Here is a 21,566-nt window from a genome sequence, read left to right as displayed (position 1 = left end):
GTTAGTTGCTATAATTCCACAATGCTCAAACAACGTACCGTCAAACAGCTCGTCAAGACTGTCGGCGTCGGATTGCATTCCGGTACCAAGGTCGAACTTACCCTGCGCCCGGCCGCAGCGGACACAGGCATCATATTTCGCCGCGTGGATCAGACTCCGCCGGTGGATTTGCCTGCGACCGCGACCGGCGTTGGCGATACGCGCATGGCCTCGGTCCTGGAAAAGGACGGCGTGCGGGTATCGACAGTCGAACACCTGATGTCCGCATGCGCCGGACTTGGCATCGATAACCTGTATGTCGACGTCACGGCGGAAGAAATTCCGATCATGGACGGCTCGGCATCATCTTTTGTATTTCTCCTGCAGCAGGCCGGCCTTCAGGAACAGAACGCGCCGAAAAAATTCATTCGTATCAAGAAACCCGTTGAAATCCGCGAAGGCAAGGGCGCGCAGGAAAAATGGGCCAGGCTTGAGCCCTACAATGGCTTCAAGCTGAAATTCTTTATCGAATTCAATCATCCGGCGGTTGATGGCACCGGTCAGGTCGCAGAAGTCGATTTCGCGTCCGAATCCTATGTGAAGGAAATCGCTCGGGCTCGTACGTTCGGCTTCATGCAGGATGTCGAGACGCTGCGGGGCATGGGGCTCGCTCGCGGCGGATCGCTGGAAAACGCCATCGTGATGGACGAATACCGCATCCTGAACGCCGACGGTCTTCGCTATGACAATGAGTTCGTGCGGCACAAGATTCTCGACGCCATCGGCGACCTTTATCTGATCGGCCATCCTCTGCTCGCCAGCTACGTGGCGCACAAGTCCGGCCACACGCTCAACAATCTGCTGTTGCGCGAACTGCTGGCACAGCCCGAAGCCTACGAGATCGTCAGCTTCGATTCACTCGATACGGCACCCGGCGCCTACGTCCGGCAGGCCGGCCAGGAATGGGCATTTAACTAAGCCCTTTCTTCACCCGGCCTCAATTCTCCGCTCTTTATTTGTCCTTCCGGTGGCGTTTCAGCATCGCGCTGATCGCTGCCTTCAGTGCTTCGTTTTGCGGGGAATTTTCCAAGGCGTCGTTCAAGGATGCGAGCGCGGAAACGGCTTTCGCAGGCAGCGCCAGCTGCTTTGGCGGGATTATCTTTTCAGCAATATTGCTTACTTGCACTTTAATCCGTATTGCGTTAACCTGCCATCCCCGCTTCAGCAGTCCGTCCTGCAGCTTGGGCAGTTGCTGTTTCAGCTTTGTTGCAAGTGCAGCGTTCGGCGTGGCGAGCACCAGATTGCCCACTTCGAACTGGATGACGGAACATGCATCAAACAGCGCGGGAAGAATCGCAGCACATTCCTTTTGAAGTGCATTAATGCGCGAAATGGCCGGCAAGAGCTTGGCCATCTTGTCGTTTGCGCGCAGGAAATCTGTAACACCTGTAACAGTGCTCGTGGTCTTTCCGGCTCGGCGTGTAGACTGAAAGCCTTGCTTATAAGAAATAAATGAGGATGAGCGAATCATGCTCAAACCTTATCACAGAGCGCCCGCGATAGACGAGTCGTAGGAGTTGTCATGCAAATTATTCTGCTGCACCCACGCTTCAGCGCAAGAACGATCACCCTGAGACATTGGCATTTATTGGCGCTGGCGCTGTTTTTCGTCATGTCGGTACTCGTGGCCGCATTTTTGTTGTATTACCTCACCTTCCGTCACGCAACGGACTTCAACATTCCCCTGGTTCGCGACGTAGTCGCCTCAGCTACCCAGGAAGACAGCTTCCGGAAAGACAAGTACGTCAAGGAAAATCTCGCCGCAATGGCGATGAAGCTGGGCGAGATGCAGGCCCAACTGATGCGCCTCGATGCCTTGGGCGAGCGGGTGCAGGGCCTTGCGGGGGTTAAGCCGCAGGAGTTTAACTTCAGGGAACCGCCGGGCCGCGGTGGTCCGGCCCCCTCGGCAAATGACAAGCCGCTCAGCATGTCGGAGTTTCAGAAAGCACTCGATGCCACGGCCAAGGATGTCGAGCAGCGCGCCGACTACATGAACGTCGTCGAGACCACGTTGATGAGCTACAAGATCCGCTCCAGACTGCTGCCAACGATACAGCCGGTCAATGTGAGCTACAACGCATCCGGCTTCGGCTGGCGAATCGACCCCTTTACCGGGAAAAACGCTTTTCATGAAGGCATCGATTTTGCCGCGGCGGTGGGCACGCCGATCGTCGCCGCGGCTGGCGGCGTGGTTATTTCGGCGGAATACCATCATCAGTACGGAAACATGATCGATATTGACCATGGAAACGATATCGTCACCCGCTACGCCCATACCTCACGTGTATATGTGAAGGTAGGCGACATAGTCCGGCGCGGGCAGCGCATCGCCGACATCGGCTCCACCGGGCGGTCCACCGGTTCGCACCTCCATTTCGAGGTGCTCGTCAAAGGTGTGCAGCAAGATCCGCACAAATTCCTTGCCGCAGGCGCCGACCAGGCAAAAATGGCTGCCCTGGTCGTCAAATAACAAGGATCGATCCGCACGATCTCCCTGTCTTACTCAGGGGCTGTTTGAATATCTGCGCGGCAGATATTGTTTCTTCGTCATACGCCCCCACCTAAGTGCGTGATCGAGTTATCGGTGTTGCAGAAAGCGACAGCCGTTCATTGACAATTCTGTGCTCGCTCAACCATTTTGCGCATCCGTTCCGGACAGAGTCAGTCCGGTTCGAGGCGCATGATAAAATCTGCAATTTAGCCAAAGTCCGGCCATCGAGAAGGACACCAGCCTTGTGGCGTGTCGTTGTCGTGGCGCTATTCTTAGAAATCAAGCATGTCATTACTGACCCAGATTTTCGGCAGTCGCAATCAGCGACTGATCAAGCAATATCAAAAAACTGTCCGCGAAATCAATGCGCTCGAGCCGGCGATGGAAAAGCTTTCCGACGCCGAACTGCAGGCGAAGACTCCTGAATTCAAGGACCGCATTGCCAAAGGCGCCAAGCTGGACGATATCCTTGCCGAAGCGTTCGCGGTGTGCCGCGAGGCGAGCAAACGTGTCCTGAAGATGCGTCATTTCGATGTCCAGTTGATCGGGGGCATGGTCCTTCACTATGGCAAGATCGCCGAAATGGGCACCGGCGAGGGCAAGACGCTGATGGCGACACTCGCCGCCTATCTCAATGCACTTTCCGGCAAGGGCGTGCATGTGGTGACGGTCAACGATTACCTGGCGCAACGTGACGCGGAATGGATGGGCAAGCTGTACGGCTGGCTGGGACTGACCACCGGCGTCAACCTGTCGCAGATGGAGCATGACACCAAGCAGGCAGCCTATGGTGCCGACATCACTTACGGAACCAATAACGAGTTCGGTTTCGACTATCTGCGCGACAACATGGTGTACGAGGCCGGCGACCGCGTGCAGCGTGGACTGAATTTCGCCATTGTCGATGAAGTTGACTCGATCCTGATCGACGAAGCGCGAACCCCGCTGATCATTTCGGGCCAGGCGGAAGACCATACCGACCTGTACATGAAGATGAATGCGGTGCCGCCCTTGCTGACCTTGCAAATCGGTGAGGAAACTCCGGACGGCAAGGGCAAGATCGAAGTGTCCGGCGATTACACCAAGGATGAAAAATCCCACCAGGTGTTGCTGACCGAAGCAGGACATGAAAAGGCGGAGCAAATCCTCACCAGCATGGGACTGCTTCCGGAAGGCGCATCACTGTACGATGCAGCCAACATCACCCTGATTCACCATTTGTATGCCGCGTTGCGCGCACACACGCTGTATCACAAGGATCAGCACTACGTGGTGCAGAACGGCGAAGTCATTATCGTCGACGAGTTCACCGGCCGTCTGATGACGGGCCGCCGCTGGTCCGATGGTCTGCATCAGGCCGTCGAAGCCAAGGAAGGCGCGCGGATCCAGAATGAAAACCAGACTCTGGCATCGATCACTTTCCAGAATTACTTCCGCATGTACGGCAAGCTCGCCGGCATGACGGGCACCGCCGATACCGAAGCCTACGAGTTCCAGGAAATCTACGGTTTGGAAACCGTGGTGATTCCGCCGAACAAGCCGAGCCAGCGCAAGGATCGCCAGGATCAGGTGTACAAGAGCGCGCAGGAGAAGTACAACGCGATGCTCATGGACATCAAGGATTGCTATGAGCGCGGCCAGCCGGTCCTGGTCGGCACGACCTCGATTGAGAACTCCGAGCTGCTGTCGAATATCCTGACCCAGCACAAGCTGCCGCACAACGTGCTGAATGCGAAGCAGCACGCCCGCGAAGCGGAAATCATTGCACAGGCCGGCCGCCCGAAAATGATCACCATCGCCACCAACATGGCCGGACGCGGTACGGATATTGTTTTGGGTGGCAACGTCGAAAAGCAGATCCAGCTCATCGAGGCAGATTCCAACCTGGGAGACGCGGAGAAGCAGGAACGATCGCAAAAACTGCGCAGCGAGTGGCAATCGCTGCATGACCACGTGGTGGCGGCAGGTGGCTTGCACATCATCGGCACCGAGCGTCACGAATCGCGCCGCGTCGACAATCAGTTGCGCGGACGTGCCGGACGCCAGGGCGATCCCGGTTCATCCCGTTTCTACCTGTCGCTGGACGACCCATTGCTGCGCATTTTCGCCGGCGATCGCGTCCGTGCGATCATGGACCGGTTGAAGATGCCGGAAGGCGAACCGATCGAAGCAGGCATCGTGTCTCGCTCGATCGAATCGGCACAGCGCAAGGTGGAAGCACGCAACTTCGATATCCGCAAGCAGCTGCTTGAGTATGACGATGTCGCAAACGATCAGCGCAAAGTGATTTACCAGCAGCGCAACGAATTGCTGGAAGCCGCCGACATCTCCGAATTGATCGCGTCCTTGCGCCATGGCGTATTCAGCGACCTGTTCCGCAGCTTCGTGCCGGCAGAATCGATGGAAGAACAGTGGGACATCAAATCGCTGGAAGCGGCGCTGGCCAACGAGTGGCAGCTGAATGTGCCGCTCTCCGGAATGCTGGAAGCCGAGCCGAACCTGACCGACGATGATCTGCTGGAACGCGTGCTGAAAGCGGCTGACGATTCGTACAACGCCAAGATCGATATCATCGGCAAAGAGGCATTCGCCGGTTTCGAACGAAGCGTCATGTTGCAGAGTATCGACACCCACTGGCGCGAGCATCTGGCCGCGCTGGACCACCTGCGTCAAGGTATTCACCTGCGCGGCTATGCGCAGAAGAATCCGAAACAGGAGTACAAGCGCGAGGCGTTCGAACTGTTCGGGCAGATGCTGGACATGATCAAGAACGAGGTGGTGCGCATCGTCATGACCGTGCGTATCCAGTCGCGTGAAGAGATCGACGCCGCCGAGGAACAGCTGGCGCAGTCGCATGTCGAGAACGTGCATTATCAGCATGCTGATTTCAACCCGAATGCCGCACCGGAAGAATTGCTGGCGCCTACCGCGACCGCGGATGACGACCGTCAGCAACCGATGGTCAATGCATTGCCGAAGGTCGGGCGCAACGATCCATGCCCATGCGGCAGCGGCAAGAAATACAAGCAGTGCCACGGCAAGCTGGCCTGACACCGGGAAAGCAGCGCGACATGACAAAGGGCAGGGTAACCTGCCCTTTGTCTTTTGCGGATATCCTGAAGCTTCGCAGGCCGTGAATACCCGCATCCCGAACGCATCGTCGTCCCGATACGTTTACAATATCGATCTTACCGATCTGTCACCCACGCAATAAAACCATATGGCCGTCAATCTTCCACTCCCCATCGCCGCCAACCTGAAACCCGTCGCCGGCATCGAACTTGGCCACGCCGAAGCAGGCGTGCGTAAAGCCAACCGCAAGGACTTGCTGGTCATGAAGCTTGCACCGACGGCAAGCGTCGCAGGCGTGTTTACCAAGAATCGTTTTTGCGCGGCCCCGGTGCAAGTTTGCAAGGCGCACCTGGAAGGATTGCGAATGGCCGGTGGCCCGATTCGCGCGCTGGTGATTAATACCGGGAACGCCAACGCCGGTACCGGCGACACGGGTCTGGCAAACGCCAATCTGACTTGCGTTGCACTGGCTGACTTGCTGGGATGCGACCCGGCGCAAATTCTCCCCTTTTCAACCGGCGTCATTCTGGAACAGTTGCCGGTGGATCGCATCAAGGCTGGTTTGCCGCAGGCGATCAGCAACCTGAAAGCGGATAACTGGTACAACGCCGCCGAAGCGATCATGACAACGGACACCCAGCCGAAAGCGGCATCGCGGACGGTGACGGTCGACGGCAAGACGGTGACCCTCACCGGCATCAGCAAAGGGGCCGGCATGATCAAGCCGAACATGGCGACCATGCTGGGTTTCCTGGCGATGGACGCGAAGGTTGCGCAGCCGGTTCTCGAGCACATGGTGAAGGAAGCGGCGGACAAATCCTTCAATTGCATCACGATTGACGGCGACACGTCGACCAACGATTCCTTCATGTTGATCGCGACTGGCGCCGGTCAGCTCGAGGTCAACGAGATCGGCTCGCCGGAGTATGCAGCCTTGTCGGCCGCAGTCACCTCGCTCTCCCAGGAGCTGGCGCAAATGATCGTGCGCGACGGTGAAGGGGCGACCAAGTTCATCACCATTACGGTCGAAGAGGGCGCGAGTGTTGAGGAATGCCGCAAGATCGCTTATTCGATCGGCCACTCGCCATTGGTCAAGACCGCGTTCTATGCGTCAGATCCCAATCTGGGCCGGATTCTCGCCGCCATTGGTTATGCCGGCGTTGACGACCTCGACGTGGGCAAGCTGAACCTCTATCTCGATGATGTCTGGGTCGCGAGGAATGGCGGACGCAATCCCGACTACAAGGAAGAGGACGGTCAGCGCGTGATGAAGCAAAGCGAAATCACCGTGCGCGTGAAACTCGCCCGCGGCAACGCGGCGGCGACGATCTGGACCTGCGATTTCTCTCACGAGTACGTGAGCATCAACGCCGACTACCGTTCCTGACATGACGCAACTCGACCAGTTCCTCGACCGCGCCGAAGCGCTGTTGATGCGCCTTGAATCGATTTTGCCGCAATCAAGTCCCACTCCTGATTGGAATACCGGAACTGCATTCCGCTGGCGCAAGCAAGGCGGAAAAGGCAGTCGCGGCCATTTGCAGCCAGTCGCGCACGTCGCGCGCATTGCCTTGTCCGACTTGCACAACATCGAAGTACAAAAGCAGCAGATCGACCAGAACACGCGGCAGTTTGTGAATGGCAAGCCGGCCAACAATGTATTGCTGACCGGCGCGCGTGGCACCGGCAAGTCTTCACTGATCAAGGCCTGCCTGAACCAGTACGCATCACAGGGATTGCGCCTGATCGAAGTCGACAAGGACGACTTGTGCGATTTGCCCGACATCGTGGACATGATCGCCGGGCGGCCGGAACGCTTCATCATTTTTTGCGATGACCTGTCTTTCGAAGAAGGTGAAAGCGGCTACAAGGCGCTGAAGGTGGCGCTCGACGGCAGCATCGCAGCACAGTCCGACAACGTACTGATCTACGCAACCTCCAACCGCCGGCACCTGATGCCCGAGAGGATGTCCGACAACGCGACCTATGTGCATACGGAAGACGGCGATTTGCATCCGGGAGAAACGGTCGAGGAGAAGATTTCCTTGTCAGAGCGCTTCGGTCTGTGGGTATCGTTCTATCCATTCAAGCAGGACGACTATCTCGACATCGTCGCGCATTGGCTGCGGCATTTCGGCTGCGGCGACCAGCACATCGAAGACGCACGTGCCGATGCGCTGCGCTGGGCCTTGCAACGAGGGTCTCGCTCCGGACGGGTGGCATGGCAATTTGCACGCGACTATGCGGGCAAAGCCGACAGATAGTTTCCGCATGTCCTCCTCTCCAGCATCACCAATCGACGTCGCCGTTGGCATTTTGATGAAGCCGAATGGCGACGTTCTCCTTGGTCAGCGCCCTGAGGGCAAGCCCTATGCGGGGTACTGGGAGTTCCCCGGTGGCAAGGTCGAGCAGGGTGAGTCGATTCTCGAAGCGCTCAAGCGCGAATTTCTCGAAGAACTCGGCGTGCAAGTCCTCTCCGCGGAGCCGTGGTGCGGCGTTGAGTATGTTTATCCCCATGCTCACGTCCGGCTCCATTTCTACATCAGTCGGCATTGGCAGGGTGAACCGCAAAGCCTTGAAGGCCAGGCATTTGCATGGCAAGGAAGCTTCGAAGTCGAGCCCTTGCTGCCTGCCACCATTCCACTCCTGGAGTGGCTGAATCAATTGCGGTTTCGTTCCTAGCGAATACCGCGACGCGCGACTGTCTGGCATTGGCAATCTTTCCGGGCACTCCCGGGCGGAACATTTCCATTACATTTCCCCTTTCAATACATCTGTATTGAATTAAATACACCGTACTCTATTCTGTACATACGGTCCTGGGCTTGGGCTGCAGAGGAGTTTCGGCCGACTCCATCAGGAGGAGTTCGGCACTCTGTATTAATTTGTGGACAGTTCGCTTCGGTGAATCAGCGTGCAAATTTCTAAGTGATTGATTTAATGGCTCTTATTTATGTGGCACGCACGTTGCTACATATCACTTTAGCCATCCACGGAACCGGCTTTCCGCCCGAATACGGCAAGGCATTTCGTGGAGTCAATCCAGAGCGCGTTATTGCGCACCATATAACAGGAGAGTTCACATGCTAGTCGGCGTGCCAAAAGAGATCAAAAACCATGAATATCGTGTCGGACTGACCCCGGCCAGCGTACGCGAATTGACCTCGCGCGGTCATCAGGTGATCGTTCAGAAAAATGCCGGAACCGCGATCGGCCTGTCCGACGAGCAGTACGCAGCCGCGGGAGCGTCTCTGGTCGACACGGCGAAGGAAATCTTCGACCGAGCGCAAATGATCGTCAAAGTCAAAGAGCCGCAGCCGCAAGAATGCGCCATGTTGCGTGAAGGGCAGATCCTCTACACCTATCTGCACCTCGCACCCGATCCACAGCAAACTGCGGCGCTGGTCAAATCCGGCGCGACCTGCATTGCCTATGAAACCATTACCGGTCCCGGCGGGGGCCTGCCGCTGCTCGCGCCGATGAGCGAAGTGGCCGGTCGCATGTCGATTCAGGCCGGCGCAGCACATCTCGAAAAATCAAAGGGCGGCATGGGATTGCTGCTGGGCGGAGTGCCCGGCGTGGAAGCAGGCCATGTGGTGATCATCGGTGCCGGCGTAGTGGGCGCCAATGCCCTGCAAATGGCCGTCGGTATCGGTGCGCGCGTCACGGTGCTGGACAAGAACGTCGATCGCCTGCGGCAGTTGGACCTGGTGTTTGGAAATCGCATTTCGACGCTGTATTCGAACGCCCATACAGTCGAGGAATCGGTGCTCTCGGCAGATCTCGTCGTAGGTGGCGTGCTCGTGCCGGGCGCCGCAGCGCCGAAGCTGGTTACCCGCGACATGATTTCACGCATGAAGCAGGGCGCGGTCGTGGTCGATGTCGCAATCGATCAGGGTGGATGCTTCGAAACCTCGCACGCCACGACGCATGCCGAACCAACCTACCTCGTCGACGGCGTGGTCCATTATTGCGTGGCCAACATGCCGGGTGCGGTAGCGCGCACTTCGACCTTCGCGCTGAACAATGCCACCATCGGCCACGCCGTTGCGCTGGCGGACAAGGGATGGAGGCAAGCGCTGAAGGACAATCCGCATCTCAAGAATGGCCTGAATGTTTGCCAGGGCAAGGTCAGCTACGAAGCGGTCGCACATGACCTGGGATACGAATACGTTCCTGCGGACTATTTCCTGCAATAAGCCATCCAGGACGGCCAGCCCGGAAACCGGCTGGCCGCTTCCTCAAGCGCCAGTCGAGGAGTGGCGTCCATCTTCCGTCTCTCCGGAGTTTGCGATTATCACGTCCTGAGTCCACACCCCGAAGTCAGGGAATTGCCCGGTAATCGATTTGAAGGGATTGCAAATGGAACGTCACCGCAACATCAAGCTTTCGATTCTTCCTTTTCACAAGGCGCTGGCATGAACGGACGCACGGTAGAGCCAGGCGCGATGAACGAATTTATTCTCGGCGATCGCCAGCTGCACGCGCGATTTTCCACGGCAATCGAGGTGCTGGCCCGCATCGTGATTGCCAATCCACGCCCGGTGGCAACCGCAGCTTTATCAGACGCACTTGGACAATCGTCGCGCGCAATACGCAGCCTGCTGACTGACTTGCACCGTTCCGGATTGCTCCATCAGGACGACAACAACAAGGACGCCTGGTATTGCTCCTCGATGCTGGGAACGATAACGCTCGCGGACATCTTCCGAAGCGTCGCCAGCGGCATGCCGGAGCCGTCGTCGTCACGCAAGAAAAGATCCGAGCCCACTGCAGACGAGCAGCGCAGCGTCGCGCAGCAAAACGTCGACCTCCTGCTGATGCAAGCCACGATGGAAATCAACCAGGTCGTATTGCAGCATCTTCAGGCCTTCGATCTGGGGCGGCTCAAGGCGCTTGGCTCGTCCAGTTCGGTCCGTGGTTTCAGTTCCGGTCCACGGCCCTATATTCCGGAGCCGGCGCAAGAGCTGGCTTGAAAATCCGCGACAGCGCGTTCACTGTGATTTTCATACGCGCCTCCCGCACGCTATTGTCGCCTTCCCGGTGCGCGGGTAAAGTGACGATGAGTCCCGGCACTTACTCAGCCCAACCAATCTGAAGAAACCCTGACACCATGCGGATAGACGTCCAGTTCGCCGACCGCGTCGGCATCGCACATGAGATTCTGGCTGTGCTGGCACGTCGGAACATGAACGTGATCGCGGTCGAGGTCGATTCCTCCGACGTGTTCATCGATATTCCTGAACTCGGTGAAAGCATGTTGCCGCTCTTGCGTGAGGACTTCATGGGCGTCGCCGGCGTGCAGGAGGTCAAAGTTGTCGACGTGCTGCCGGGCGCGCGCCGCCGCTTGCATCTCGATGCCCTGTTGGCGGCGATGGCCGATCCGGTGATGGCGGTTGATGCCGAAGGCCGCATTGTGGCGGCGAATGCTGCAGCCGCCGTCGTGGCGGAATTGGATGAGAGTCAATTGCATCACAGTACGCTACGAGAACTGTTCGGCGAGGCCGGCCTGCAGACGGAATTGCTGGGCAGCGGGTTTCGTGCGCCCGCACGCGAGGTGAGACTGCACGGCCAACCCTTCCTGCTGGAAGTGACACCGGTTTCGGAGCCGCTTGATTCCGCATTGGGACAGACGGTCGGCGGTGTGATTACCTTGCATGCACCGCGTCGCCTGGGCGGCAGGCTTCACGCCCTGCAGCATACCAGTGGCGGATTCGATTCCATCATCGGTGAATCCGAGCCGATTCGTGCGCTGAAGGCGCGCGCGGCCCGTGTGGCAATGGTGGACGCGCCATTGCTGATCGTCGGTGAAACAGGCACCGGCAAGGAGCTCGTTGCGCAAGCCTGCCATGCAGCGAGCCCGCGTGGAAGCGCTCCTTTTCTTGCGCTGAATTGTGCCTCGCTGCCGGAGAATCTGGCCGAGAGCGAATTGTTCGGCTATATGTCCGGCGCCTTTACGGGCGCGCAACGCGGCGGCAAGCCCGGCTTGATCGAAATGGCGGAAGGCGGGACCGTTTTTCTCGATGAAATCGGCGAAATGTCTCTCTATCTGCAGGCCAAGCTGTTACGCTTTTTAAACGACGGAAAATTCCGCCGAATCGGCAGCGAACGCGAAACCAAGGTGAATGTGCGCATCATCAGTGCCACGCATCGCAACTTGCGGAAAATGGTCGCGGAGGGAAGTTTTCGTGAAGACCTGTTCTACCGGCTGAATGTGCTGCAGCTCGAAGTACCGTCGCTGCGCGAGCGCCCGGATGACATTCTGCTGCTGGCGCGCCATTTCATTGAACGCGCCTGTGCGCAGGCACAAAAGCCGATTTGTCGGCTCAATGCACAAGCCTGCGCGGCGCTGGTCGCCAATGGCTGGCCGGGCAACGTGAGACAGTTGCAAAATGTCGTCTTCCGCGCCATCACGATGACGGACCAACGCATTCTGGATGCTTCAGACTTCGACCTTGCCGAAGGCAGCATGTCGATGGAAGTTTCATCGCATTTCCAGGAAGCGGAAGATTGGGACAAAACGGTCGCCCTGTTTGAGCGCGCCGTTCTCGAGAGGCTCTATCCGCAGTACCCCTCGAGCCGCAAGCTCGCATCCCGGCTCAAGACATCGCATTCGATGATTGCGAACAAGCTTCGCAAATACGGAATTCCCGGATCGGATCGGTGAATCAGGTGCAGTTCAATGCGGTGGAAGGCTGTCGTCATCCGCCTCTTTGGGCGGCGTAACAGCAGGGATCGCGTATTTTTCTTCCGCCCAAGCGCCCAGATCGATCTGTTTGCAGCGCTCGGAGCAAAACGGCCGATACTTGCTCTTCTCGGTCCATTCGACCTTCTTGCCACAAGTCGGGCAATCAACGACGGTCGCCATAATACACCTCAGAAATTACACAGGGTCAACTCAAAGGGGACATCGTTCTCGAAGGATCGTGGCTTCATGTCGCCGTCCTGCGAGGTAAAACGTACCCAAAGCATATACTTGTTGGCGGAAATTTCAGGGATCGCGCCCAGAGTCTCATCAATACTCAGCCGCAACATCTGATAGACCTTGCCTTGTAGCATTTGCTGATAGCTGCCGGCCTGCGCGATCGTCTTTGCGGAACGACCGGATTCGCGTAACAGGCGCAGCACGACGCCGATCGCATCGAACAGCGGCACAAGCGGCGCAAACCAGGTGGAAATATCGTTGAAACGCTGCTGTGCTGAACGATGCTGCCAGGCGTAGTAGGACGGAAGGTCGAATTCACAAGCGCCGCCCGGAATGATGGTCCTGCCGCGGATGCTCATGAGCCACTCGTTATCGCGAATATTTTGTCCAGTCTTGCCTTGCGCAGCCATCAAGGCCGCACTGCTGCGGTCAACATCCGCAAGGACTTCGTTCAGGCGCTCCGGCAATACATTGGGATTGGACTTGAATCCGATGAGCGTTTGCTTCTGGCGCTCCAGTTCCTGCAGCAAATCCGACTTGAGATCGGCGCGGCCGGCGACTTCCAGCATTTCGAAAATTGTCGACAGCGCAATGTGATGCTGCTGAGGGTGGTCTTGATGAAGGAAAAAGATGAATTTTTCGTAAAGATCTTCCAGCCGCAGCAAAGTGCGAATACGCTCGTTGAAAGGGTATTCGTAGATGATCAAAATGGCGTCCCTTTAGCTGTAAAGCTCGTGCTGGCAATAATTATGTGATTCTGAACGAAGCCATGAAAAAATACAAATATTGTCGGGCAAGATATCAATGATTTTGCTGCCGGATGTAGAGCCGACGATTTACACACTAGTTACACTTCGCCGCGAGCGAGACATAGGACGCATGGAGCCGGTCGACCTGCGGTACCAGTGCGACTGCATCGCCATCGTTATCGATGACATCGTCCGCTGCGGCGAGACGCTGCTGTCGGGACACTTGCGCTGCCATGATGGCGCGGACCTGCTGCTCCGATAAACCGCTGCGGCTCATGACGCGCCGTACCTGGGTCTGCTCCGCGCAATCGACAACCAGTACGCGAGATACCCGTTGCCGCCATGATCCGGACTCAACCAGCAGAGGGACGACGAACACCAGGTAAGTGCCTTGCGCTTGTGCTGCGGCCCGCTCGGTCTCGATTCGAATCAAGGGATGCAGGATCGCTTCCAGGCGCGCTTTGGCTGTCGGTTCCGCAAATACGTATTCCCGCATCTTCGTGCGATCCATCGCACCGTCGGCAGTCAAAAACGCCTCACCGAACTGCGCACGTATCTCGGGAATTGCCAGACCGTCCGGTGCCGTCAACTGATGCGCAAGCAGGTCCGTGTCAATGACGGCTGCGCCTCTTGCGTGGAGCATATCCGCCACGGTCGTCTTGCCACTGCCGATACCACCGGTAAGACCGACCGAAAATCTGCGCGCAGACACGTTTGATTCAGGCATGTCAGATGGGAACTCCCATATACGCTTCGACCATTTGTCTTCCGTAGAGCAAAGCGATCATTCCGGCCGCAGCCAGGTATGGGCCGAAAGGAATGGGGTTGTTGCGGCCGTGCTTGGCGAACAGGATAAGCGAGATGCCGACCACCGCGCCGACAATGGACGACAACAATATGATCACGGGCAGCATCTTCCAGCCAAGCCAGGCGCCCAATGCCGCGAGCAGTTTGAAATCGCCGTAACCCATGCCTTCCTTGCCAGTGGTGAGCTTGAACAGCCAGTAGACGCTCCAAAGACTTGCATAGCCGGCTGCCGCACCGATCACGGCGTCGCGGAGCGGAACGAAGGTGCCATTCAGATTGAGCAACAGCCCGCACCAGAGCAGCAACAGGGTCAAGTCATCGGGAAGCAACTGGGTATCCGCGTCGATGAATGTCATCGCAATCAGCAGATACGCGAATGCCAGCGTTGCCAATCCGGCCAGACCGCTGCCGAAGCGCCAGATCAGTAGGCCGGAAAGCATGCCGGTCAGCAGTTCGACGATCGGATAGCGAGGCGAAATCGGTGTCTTGCATTCGATGCATTTCCCCCGCAGGAAAAGATAGCTCAGGACGGGGATGTTCTCGAGCGCGCTTATAGCATGTCCGCAGTGAGGGCAGGCCGAGCGGGGGACCATGAGGTTGTAGCGGTCGGTATGCGGCAAAGGCTCGCCACGCTCATGTGCCACGTAGTTGTCCGATTCCCGCTGCATCATTTTCGGCAGTCGATGAATAACGACATTCAGGAAGCTGCCGATCAGCAGACCAAGGACAGTAGCGAAAACCGTCGGGATAAGGCTTGCGGGCGGTGCCGACACAATCAGATCGAGCATCAGACGACGGCTCCCAGCTTGAAGATCGGGAGATACATTGCCACAACCATGCCGCCGATGAGCACGCCAAGGACCACCATGATCAGCGGTTCCATCAGGCTGGATAGAGATTCGACCGCGTCGTCGACCTCCGCTTCGTAGAAATCGGCGACTTTACTCAGCATCTGGTCGAGCGCGCCCGATTCCTCGCCAATAGACACCATTTGTACAACCATGTTGGGGAAGACATTGGAGTTCTGCATGGCTGTAGTGAGGCTCGTGCCGGTACTGACTTCGGTCTGAATCTTTCTGGTTGCGTCCATATAGACCGCGTTGCCGGACGCGCCGCCCACCGAATCCAGCGATTCAACTAGCGGCACGCCCGCGGCAAACATTGTCGCTAGCGTCCGCGTCCAGCGCGCGATCGTTGCCTTGCGTATTACGGCGCCGAAAATGGGCGCTTGGAGCAAGGTCTTGTCCATGAAGCGTTGAACCTTGATCGAGCGGCGCCACGACTGGAACAGAAGATAAAGGCTGGCAAACAATCCACCGAAAATGAGATACCAGTAAGCGACAAAGAAATCCGAGATGGCCATGACCATCAATGTCGGTGCTGGCAAGTCGGCACCGAAGCTCTTGAAGACTTCCTTGAATGCCGGGATCACCCAGATCATGATTACCGATGTTACGACGAAGGCGACGACCAGAATCGAAATCGGATAAAACAATGCCGACTTGATTTTGCCTTTGATTGCTTGGGTTTTTTCCTTGTAGATTGCCAAACGAGTCAGCAGATCTTCCAGAATACCGGCTTGCTCGCCGGCGGCCACCAGATTGCAGAACAAATTATCAAAATATAAGGGAAACTTGCGAAATGCCTGATTCAGACTACTGCCGGTTTCGATGTCTGTGCGGATGTCCTGAACAAGCTTCGCAACGGATGGATTGGCGTGCCCCTTCGCAACGATATCGAACGACTGCAATAACGGAACGCCTGCCTTCATCATGGTGGCCAATTGCCGCGTAAAAAGCGTGATGTCTTTGTCGGTAATTTTCCTGCCGCTCGCAAACGACTTCTTTTTGACCTTGGTAACAAGAATACCTTGTTTGCGCATGGTCACGTTGACGATCGTTTCGCTGCCTGCGCGGAGTTCGCCTTTGACGGTTTTCCCCGACTTGTCTCTGCCTTCCCATACAAAAATTGATTCTTTAACCGCACCCGTTGATTTGCTGGCGGCAGTTGCCATGTTCGTCCCCTCGTTATTCGTTGGTGCAGCCGAGCACTTCTTCCAGGCTTGTCATGCCCTGTTTGACCTTGACAAGTCCGGCTTCGCGCAAGGTTTTGACGCCATCCTGCCTGGCTTGCTCTTCGATCTCGAGCGCTGTGCCATGCGCAAGGATGATGCGCTCGATTTCTTCCGAGATCGGCATGATCTGGTAGATACCGACCCGGCCCTTGTAGCCGCTGCCGCTGCAGCGCTCGCATCCAATCGCCTTGTATGGCATCCACGTCCCATCCAGATCTTCCTCCTTGAATCCTGCCTCGAGCAGCGCTTCATCGGGAATGGCGACGGGTTGCTTGCAAGTGCAAAGGCGTCGCGCCAAACGCTGCGCCGTAATCATGATGACCGATGAAGCGATATTGAAGGGTGCCACGCCCATGTTCATCAGGCGGGTCAACGTCGATGGCGCGTCATTGGTATGCAGCGTGGAGAACACCATGTGGCCGGTTTGCGCAGCCTTGATCGCGATATCGGCAGTTTCCAGGTCGCGAATTTCACCCACCATGATGATGTCCGGATCTTGCCGGAGAAATGCCTTCAGCGCTGCGGCGAATGTCAGGCCGGCGCGGTCGTTGACGTTGACCTGATTCACGCCGGGCAAATTGATTTCCGCCGGATCTTCTGCCGTGGAGATGTTGATGCCAGGCTTGTTCAGAATGTTCAGGCAGGTGTAAAGAGAGACGGTCTTGCCTGAGCCCGTCGGTCCGGTGACCAGCACCATGCCGTATGGCCGCTCGATTGCTTTCAGCAAGAGTTCCTTCTGGTCCGGATCGTATCCCAGCGCATCGATACCCATTTGCGCCTGGCTGGGATCCAGAATACGCATCACGATCTTTTCGCCAAACAGCGTCGGCAGGGTGCTGACGCGAAAATCGATCGCGCGATTCTTGGATACGACCAGCTTCATCCGTCCGTCTTGCGGCACGCGCTTTTCCGAGATGTCGAGCTTGGAAATCACCTTGATGCGCGACGCCAGCTTTTCCTTGATCGCAAGCGGAGGTTGTGCCACCTCGCGCAAAATCCCGTCAACGCGGAAACGGATGCGGTAAAACTTCTCGAACGGTTCGAAGTGCAAATCGGATGCACCCATATTGATTGCATCCAGCAAGATCTTTTGGAGGAATTTGACAACCGGCGCATCATCGATTTCTGCCGTGGCTGCCTCGCTCGGTCCGGTTGCCGGCATTTCCTCGTCGCTGAGATCAATATCCAAGTCGTCACCAATCATCTCGGTGAGACTTTCCTCTGTGCTTTGGCCGAGTTTTTCGACGAGTTTCAACAGCACCGGGTGTTCAACAATCACCGGTTCAACGGTCAACTCTGTCTGGAACTTGATCTGGTCCAGCGTATGCGTATTGGTCGGGTCAGAAATCGCGACCGAGACTTTGTTGCCGCGCTTTGCCAACGCTACGACGCGCTGCTTTTGCATCAGGCGTGCATCGATAATATTTTCCGGAAGGAAGCTCGAATTGAATGCCGAGAAATCCAGCATCGGATATCCGAAAGTTTCCGAGCAGAAAGTGGCGAGCGAGAGCGAGTCGATGTTTCCGCTAGCCAGCAGGACATCGATAAACGCAACTTTGTCGGCAATGGCTTGCTTGTTCAATGTATCTGCTTGCTGAGCGGACAATCGCCCGGCTTGCACCAAGGCACGTGCGAGGCCGGACATCGTCGTAGTTGAAGCTTGATTGGGGAGAACCGCTGCCATGAATTCAGCCGAAAATTTGGTCAGAATCGTCCAAGTTGCATTAGATAATGCCTATAGGCATCTGATTTGTAAAGGTATTGTGACAAAGAGACATCACTGTGAGCGTGGAAGTGTTACATCCAGGGGACGCTCTCGAGTGACGGGGTTGGAAGTCAGGTTTTGATCAGCTTGACGATTTTGATCGCTTGATTTTGCACTTGGACAATTTCGGCAACGCATTTCCCCATCTTCAGGCTGACGTTCGCTTCCGGAATATCGCGCAATTCTTCGAGCAACAGCCCATTTAAGGTTTTCGGCCCATCCAGCGGAAGATTCAAACCCAGGTGTTTGTTGATTTCACGCAGCGTCGTCGCGCCCTCCACCAGGCATTCTCCCTGTTCGTTCCAGGCAAAGCCATCCGCGCGTGCAGCTCCCGGCAGAGACGTGGTGAATTCGCCAATCATTTCTTCGATGATGTCTTCCAAGGTAACGAGTCCTTGCACCTCGCCGTATTCATCAACAACAATGCCAAGTCGCTCGTGGTTTTCCTGGAAATATTGCAATTGTGTAAATACATCGGTGTCTTCCGGGACGAAATATGGCGCGGTTAGCAGTTGCCGGAAATGCGCGATCGTCAGTTCTTCTTCCTGATTGATGAGGGCAATGGCCTTGCGTACATGCAGGATGCCGACGATATGGTTGATTTCTCCTTCGTAGACCGGGAGCTTGTTGTGATAGCAGGTCGTGAGCTGGTGAATGATTTCCTCCGTCGGCGTAGCCAGATTCAATGCCTCGACCTGTGCGCGGGGCGTCATGACATCTTCCACCGAGATCTTTTCGAGGTCGAACAGGTTCAGGAGAATGCTTTTGTGCTTTTGTGGAATGAAATTTCCCCCCTCGAGCACGATCGAACGCAGTTCTTCTTGCGAGAGACGTTGCTCGTGCGATCCACTGCCCGTCTTTATATGCAGGATGCGGAGAAATCCGGAAACGAACAGATTGACAAACCAGATCGCCGGCTTCGCGAGGCTCATCAGGGGCTTCAGGATAAAACTGATCGGAAGTGCGATACGTTCCGGATAGGTCGCGCCAATAACCTTGGGTGAAATTTCTGCAAAAACGATGAGCAGGAAAGCAACAGCTGCTGTGGCAGTCGTGATGACACTTTCCTCGTTCCCGAACATCGAGATAGCTATTGCGGTGACCAATGCGGTCGCCAAGGCGTTGATCAAGGTGTTGACAATCAGGATCAGGGAAAGCACCTTGTCAGTGCGCTCGAGTAGCCAGAGAGTCGTCGCAGCCAACTTGTTGCCGCGTTTCGCCAAGTGCCGCAGACGATGTCGATTGGCGGCCATCAGCGCCGTTTCAGCCATCGCGAAAAACGCCGACAGGAGTATCAAGAGGCAAAGTGCGAGCAACTGCGCCCAAAAAGGTACGGCATTCACCGGGTCACCGTATGGAAATTTGGGGATTAATTGCTGCTGCTGGAGTTAATGGTTCGCACATGTATGTATGCGTTCAAGAGTTGGTACTGCACTAGCTCTCCAGCGCTCAGTTGGTGCAGGAATTTACTCATTTGATTGCCTGCAATCTCGCGTTGATATCCGCTGCTCTTCGGGTGGTTTACCAATATCGACGTATCTACGACAACAAGCTTATCCGTTGAAAAAGAGTGACAAATAAACATCCAGTCGATGCCCCAGCCATACAGGTTTTCGTCATAACTCGCCGACCTCATTCTCTCTTGCACCGGCTGCGATAGACAAAAGACTATTCCATCAGTTTGTGCGACGATTTGGAGCGAAGTCGAATTAACGGCGGCAATATTGGTTCTAGCGGGGCTCCAGGGAGTGTAGTCGATCATTGGCGCCCAGACGCCGATATTCGGAATCTCGCGATTTGCTGACAGGCATTTTTGAATGAGATCGCCCCAATCATCACACTGGCAGTCGCTGTGAATTACTAGCATCAAGTCAGAGTCGCACGCGTCTAGACATGCCTTGAACTTGTCCGCCCAAAACAGATCGTTGGGGCGCCTGATTAGGTTGCAGTTAGCTTGAAGCCTGAGATCTGGATCCGAATCGGAATAAACGATACTGACCTGATCCGCTTTGTTCAGCACTTGATTTGCTATCGAGATGGCATCGTGATGCCGACCGGGCCAGGAAATGATGAATGCGTGAATCGTCGGCATATGCTGAAGGATCTGCTTATTGGATTTGATTGCGCTTATTTGATCACTGCATCAACCGGTCGCATGACGCTACACAGTATAACGTGAGTGAAGCAATGATCACGGGTCAAGGTAACACTCCGGGCGTGGCTGGGCAAGTTTGCCCGCATTGGCGCCAAAGTGATGATTGAATTAATACTACAGCGTGCATGCGCGTTCATGGGCGCGGACAGCCGCTGTGAAGAAACGTGAGGTAGGGGAAAGTGGAAATTCTGGTCGGGGTGAGAGGATTCGAACCTCCGGCCTCTACGTCCCGAACGTAGCGCTCTACCAGGCTAAGCTACACCCCGATTGCAGTGATTGGGCGATCAATACCGCTCAATGATTACGGTCGACTGCGAAAGCGCATAATTGTAGCAGAGAATCCTTGAATTGGCTATTCGTGAGTTGAGAAATTGAGGCCGCCGCGCGTTGCGCCGCTTTTTCTGCTTCGCACTTTGTGTAATCGAGTGCGCCCGAACCGGTGATTGCAGCGAGGATTTCATCGAAATGCTGTTCGTCTCCATTTTCGATGCAAGTACGAACAAGCTGGCGCTGCTCAGCCGTGCCATTCTGCATCAGATAAATCAACGGCAGCGTGGGTTTGCCTTCTCGCAGGTCATCACCTACATTCTTGCCGATATCCGATGCGTTGCCGGAATAATCCAGCACATCATCGATCAACTGAAAAGCGGTACCTAGAGAACGTCCGTATTCGGCTGCTGCGTCGATCGCGTCGTCCGGCGCTCCTGCGATCAATGCGCCCAATTGCGCGGCAGCTTCGAATAATTTTGCCGTCTTGGAGCGAATCACCTGCAAGTAGCGTTCCTCCGTGACATCCGGATCGTGCATGTTCAGCAGTTGAAGCACTTCGCCTTCGGCGATGACGTTGGTTGCATCGGCGAGAATTTGCATGACACGCATATTGCCCACCGACACCATGATCTGGAATGCACGGGAATATACGAAATCGCCTACCAGCACCGATGCTGCGTTCCCAAACATGGCGTTGGCGGTCTGTCGACCCCGCCTCAGCGACGATTCGTCGACAACGTCATCATGCAGCAGGGTGGCGGTATGAATAAACTCAACCACGGCGGCAAGATCGTGGTGGTGGGTGCCGCGGTAGCCGTAAGCATTGGCCATCAGCAGGACCAGGACCGGACGTATCCGTTTTCCACCGGCGCTGATGATGTACTCGGCGATCTGGTTAACCAGTGGAACGTCGGAATACAACTGGCGGCGGATGACCGCATTGACGGCATCCATGTCGGAGTTGATCGGCTGGATGATGTTGTTCTGAGTGGCTGGTTGAAGGGCGGCAGACAAGATAAAACCTGCGAAATCGTGAATTTCAGGGATTATACGACGACATGCTGGCCAAACCATCATTGGAAAGACTGACAAAAATCGAAGATGCTCCTGAATGCAAGCCGAAACGAGCTTTTGACTGGTCGCCTAAGTCTATGTATAATCAGGGGTTTTCCCGATTCCGCAGAGCTAGATGGCGTGTTTCTGGAGGAAAACGTTTATT

19 protein-coding genes and 1 tRNA gene are annotated in these 21,566 nt (G+C 56.1%); 9 read left to right on the top strand and 11 right to left on the bottom strand.

The genetic code is table 11. The features are described 5' to 3' along the window. Positions 1-21 precede the first annotated feature (21 nt). Positions 22-957: a UDP-3-O-acyl-N-acetylglucosamine deacetylase gene (lpxC, locus tag E6W33_RS00445; RefSeq protein WP_136413199.1), complete on the top strand. Its 936-nt coding sequence runs from the start codon at positions 22-24 to the stop codon at positions 955-957. 34 nt (positions 958-991) lie between these two features. On the opposite strand, the gene E6W33_RS00440 is transcribed toward lpxC, so the two are convergent. Further along, a complete protein-coding gene (locus E6W33_RS00440; protein ID WP_136413198.1) occupies positions 992-1,510 on the bottom strand; it encodes a DciA family protein in 519 nt (172 codons plus the stop codon). Positions 1,511-1,561: 51 nt separating this feature from the next. Between E6W33_RS00440 and E6W33_RS00435 the strand changes: the two genes are divergently transcribed. From E6W33_RS00435 to E6W33_RS00400, 8 genes are all read left to right on the top strand, one after another. Beyond that, positions 1,562-2,509: a M23 family metallopeptidase gene (locus E6W33_RS00435; protein WP_136413197.1), complete on the top strand. Its 948-nt coding sequence runs from the start codon at positions 1,562-1,564 to the stop codon at positions 2,507-2,509. 306 nt (positions 2,510-2,815) lie between these two features. Continuing rightward, positions 2,816-5,581, top strand: a complete 2,766-nt coding sequence (gene secA / locus E6W33_RS00430; RefSeq protein ID WP_136413196.1) for a preprotein translocase subunit SecA — start codon at positions 2,816-2,818, stop codon at positions 5,579-5,581. A 169-nt stretch (positions 5,582-5,750) separates the two neighbouring features. Then, complete coding sequence (gene argJ, locus E6W33_RS00425; protein ID WP_136413195.1) at positions 5,751-6,989, top strand: bifunctional glutamate N-acetyltransferase/amino-acid acetyltransferase ArgJ; 1,239 nt, start codon at positions 5,751-5,753, stop codon at positions 6,987-6,989. A 1-nt stretch (position 6,990) separates the two neighbouring features. Beyond that, positions 6,991-7,866 carry an ATP-binding protein gene (locus E6W33_RS00420; RefSeq protein WP_136413194.1) on the top strand — a complete coding sequence of 292 codons (876 nt, stop codon included), beginning with the start codon at positions 6,991-6,993 and terminating at the stop codon, positions 7,864-7,866. 7 nt (positions 7,867-7,873) lie between these two features. Next, positions 7,874-8,284 (top strand): NUDIX domain-containing protein, encoded by a 411-nt coding sequence (locus E6W33_RS00415; RefSeq protein WP_136413193.1) that lies wholly within the window; start codon positions 7,874-7,876, stop codon positions 8,282-8,284. Between the two features lie 401 nt (positions 8,285-8,685). Next, on the top strand, positions 8,686-9,801 hold the full coding sequence (gene ald, locus E6W33_RS00410; protein ID WP_136413192.1) for an alanine dehydrogenase: 1,116 nt from the start codon (positions 8,686-8,688) through the stop codon (positions 9,799-9,801). 249 nt (positions 9,802-10,050) lie between these two features. Further along, complete coding sequence (locus E6W33_RS00405) at positions 10,051-10,578, top strand: hypothetical protein (RefSeq protein WP_136413191.1); 528 nt, start codon at positions 10,051-10,053, stop codon at positions 10,576-10,578. A gap of 137 nt (positions 10,579-10,715) precedes the next feature. After that, positions 10,716-12,269: a sigma-54-dependent transcriptional regulator gene (locus E6W33_RS00400; protein WP_136413190.1), complete on the top strand. Its 1,554-nt coding sequence runs from the start codon at positions 10,716-10,718 to the stop codon at positions 12,267-12,269. 12 nt (positions 12,270-12,281) lie between these two features. On the opposite strand, the gene yacG is transcribed toward E6W33_RS00400, so the two are convergent. From yacG to ispB, 10 genes are all read right to left on the bottom strand, one after another. Continuing rightward, positions 12,282-12,470, bottom strand: coding sequence for a DNA gyrase inhibitor YacG (yacG, locus tag E6W33_RS00395; protein ID WP_136413189.1), 189 nt, complete (start codon positions 12,468-12,470; stop codon positions 12,282-12,284). Positions 12,471-12,478: 8 nt separating this feature from the next. Beyond that, positions 12,479-13,234 (bottom strand): cell division protein ZapD, encoded by a 756-nt coding sequence (gene zapD, locus E6W33_RS00390; protein ID WP_136413188.1) that lies wholly within the window; start codon positions 13,232-13,234, stop codon positions 12,479-12,481. 136 nt (positions 13,235-13,370) lie between these two features. Then, on the bottom strand, positions 13,371-14,003 hold the full coding sequence (gene coaE, locus E6W33_RS00385) for a dephospho-CoA kinase (protein ID WP_136413187.1): 633 nt from the start codon (positions 14,001-14,003) through the stop codon (positions 13,371-13,373). Position 14,004: 1 nt separating this feature from the next. After that, on the bottom strand, positions 14,005-14,871 hold the full coding sequence (locus E6W33_RS00380; protein WP_136413186.1) for an A24 family peptidase: 867 nt from the start codon (positions 14,869-14,871) through the stop codon (positions 14,005-14,007). Continuing rightward, positions 14,871-16,097, bottom strand: coding sequence for a type II secretion system F family protein (locus E6W33_RS00375; protein ID WP_136413185.1), 1,227 nt, complete (start codon positions 16,095-16,097; stop codon positions 14,871-14,873). The genes E6W33_RS00380 and E6W33_RS00375 overlap by 1 nt, the downstream gene beginning before the upstream one ends. A gap of 13 nt (positions 16,098-16,110) precedes the next feature. Next, the gene (gene pilB, locus E6W33_RS00370; protein WP_136413184.1) at positions 16,111-17,841 is read right to left on the bottom strand and encodes a type IV-A pilus assembly ATPase PilB; all 1,731 of its coding nucleotides are present in this window, start codon (positions 17,839-17,841) and stop codon (positions 16,111-16,113) included. 152 nt (positions 17,842-17,993) lie between these two features. Continuing rightward, entirely contained in the window at positions 17,994-19,265 is a 1,272-nt protein-coding gene (locus tag E6W33_RS00365) for an HlyC/CorC family transporter (RefSeq protein WP_136413183.1), read from the bottom strand. A gap of 26 nt (positions 19,266-19,291) precedes the next feature. Further along, positions 19,292-20,014: a hypothetical protein gene (locus E6W33_RS00360; protein WP_136413182.1), complete on the bottom strand. Its 723-nt coding sequence runs from the start codon at positions 20,012-20,014 to the stop codon at positions 19,292-19,294. A 252-nt stretch (positions 20,015-20,266) separates the two neighbouring features. Then, positions 20,267-20,343 (bottom strand) — tRNA-Pro (locus E6W33_RS00355). 28 nt (positions 20,344-20,371) lie between these two features. After that, positions 20,372-21,361, bottom strand: a complete 990-nt coding sequence (gene ispB / locus E6W33_RS00350; RefSeq protein WP_136413181.1) for an octaprenyl diphosphate synthase — start codon at positions 21,359-21,361, stop codon at positions 20,372-20,374. Between the last annotated feature and the right edge of the window lie 205 nt (positions 21,362-21,566).

The sequence above is a fragment of the Herbaspirillum sp. ST 5-3 genome (genome assembly GCF_004804275.1).
Classification (GTDB): Bacteria; Pseudomonadota; Gammaproteobacteria; order Burkholderiales; family Burkholderiaceae_D; genus Noviherbaspirillum.
This window is presented reverse-complemented; position numbering and strand designations above follow the sequence as displayed.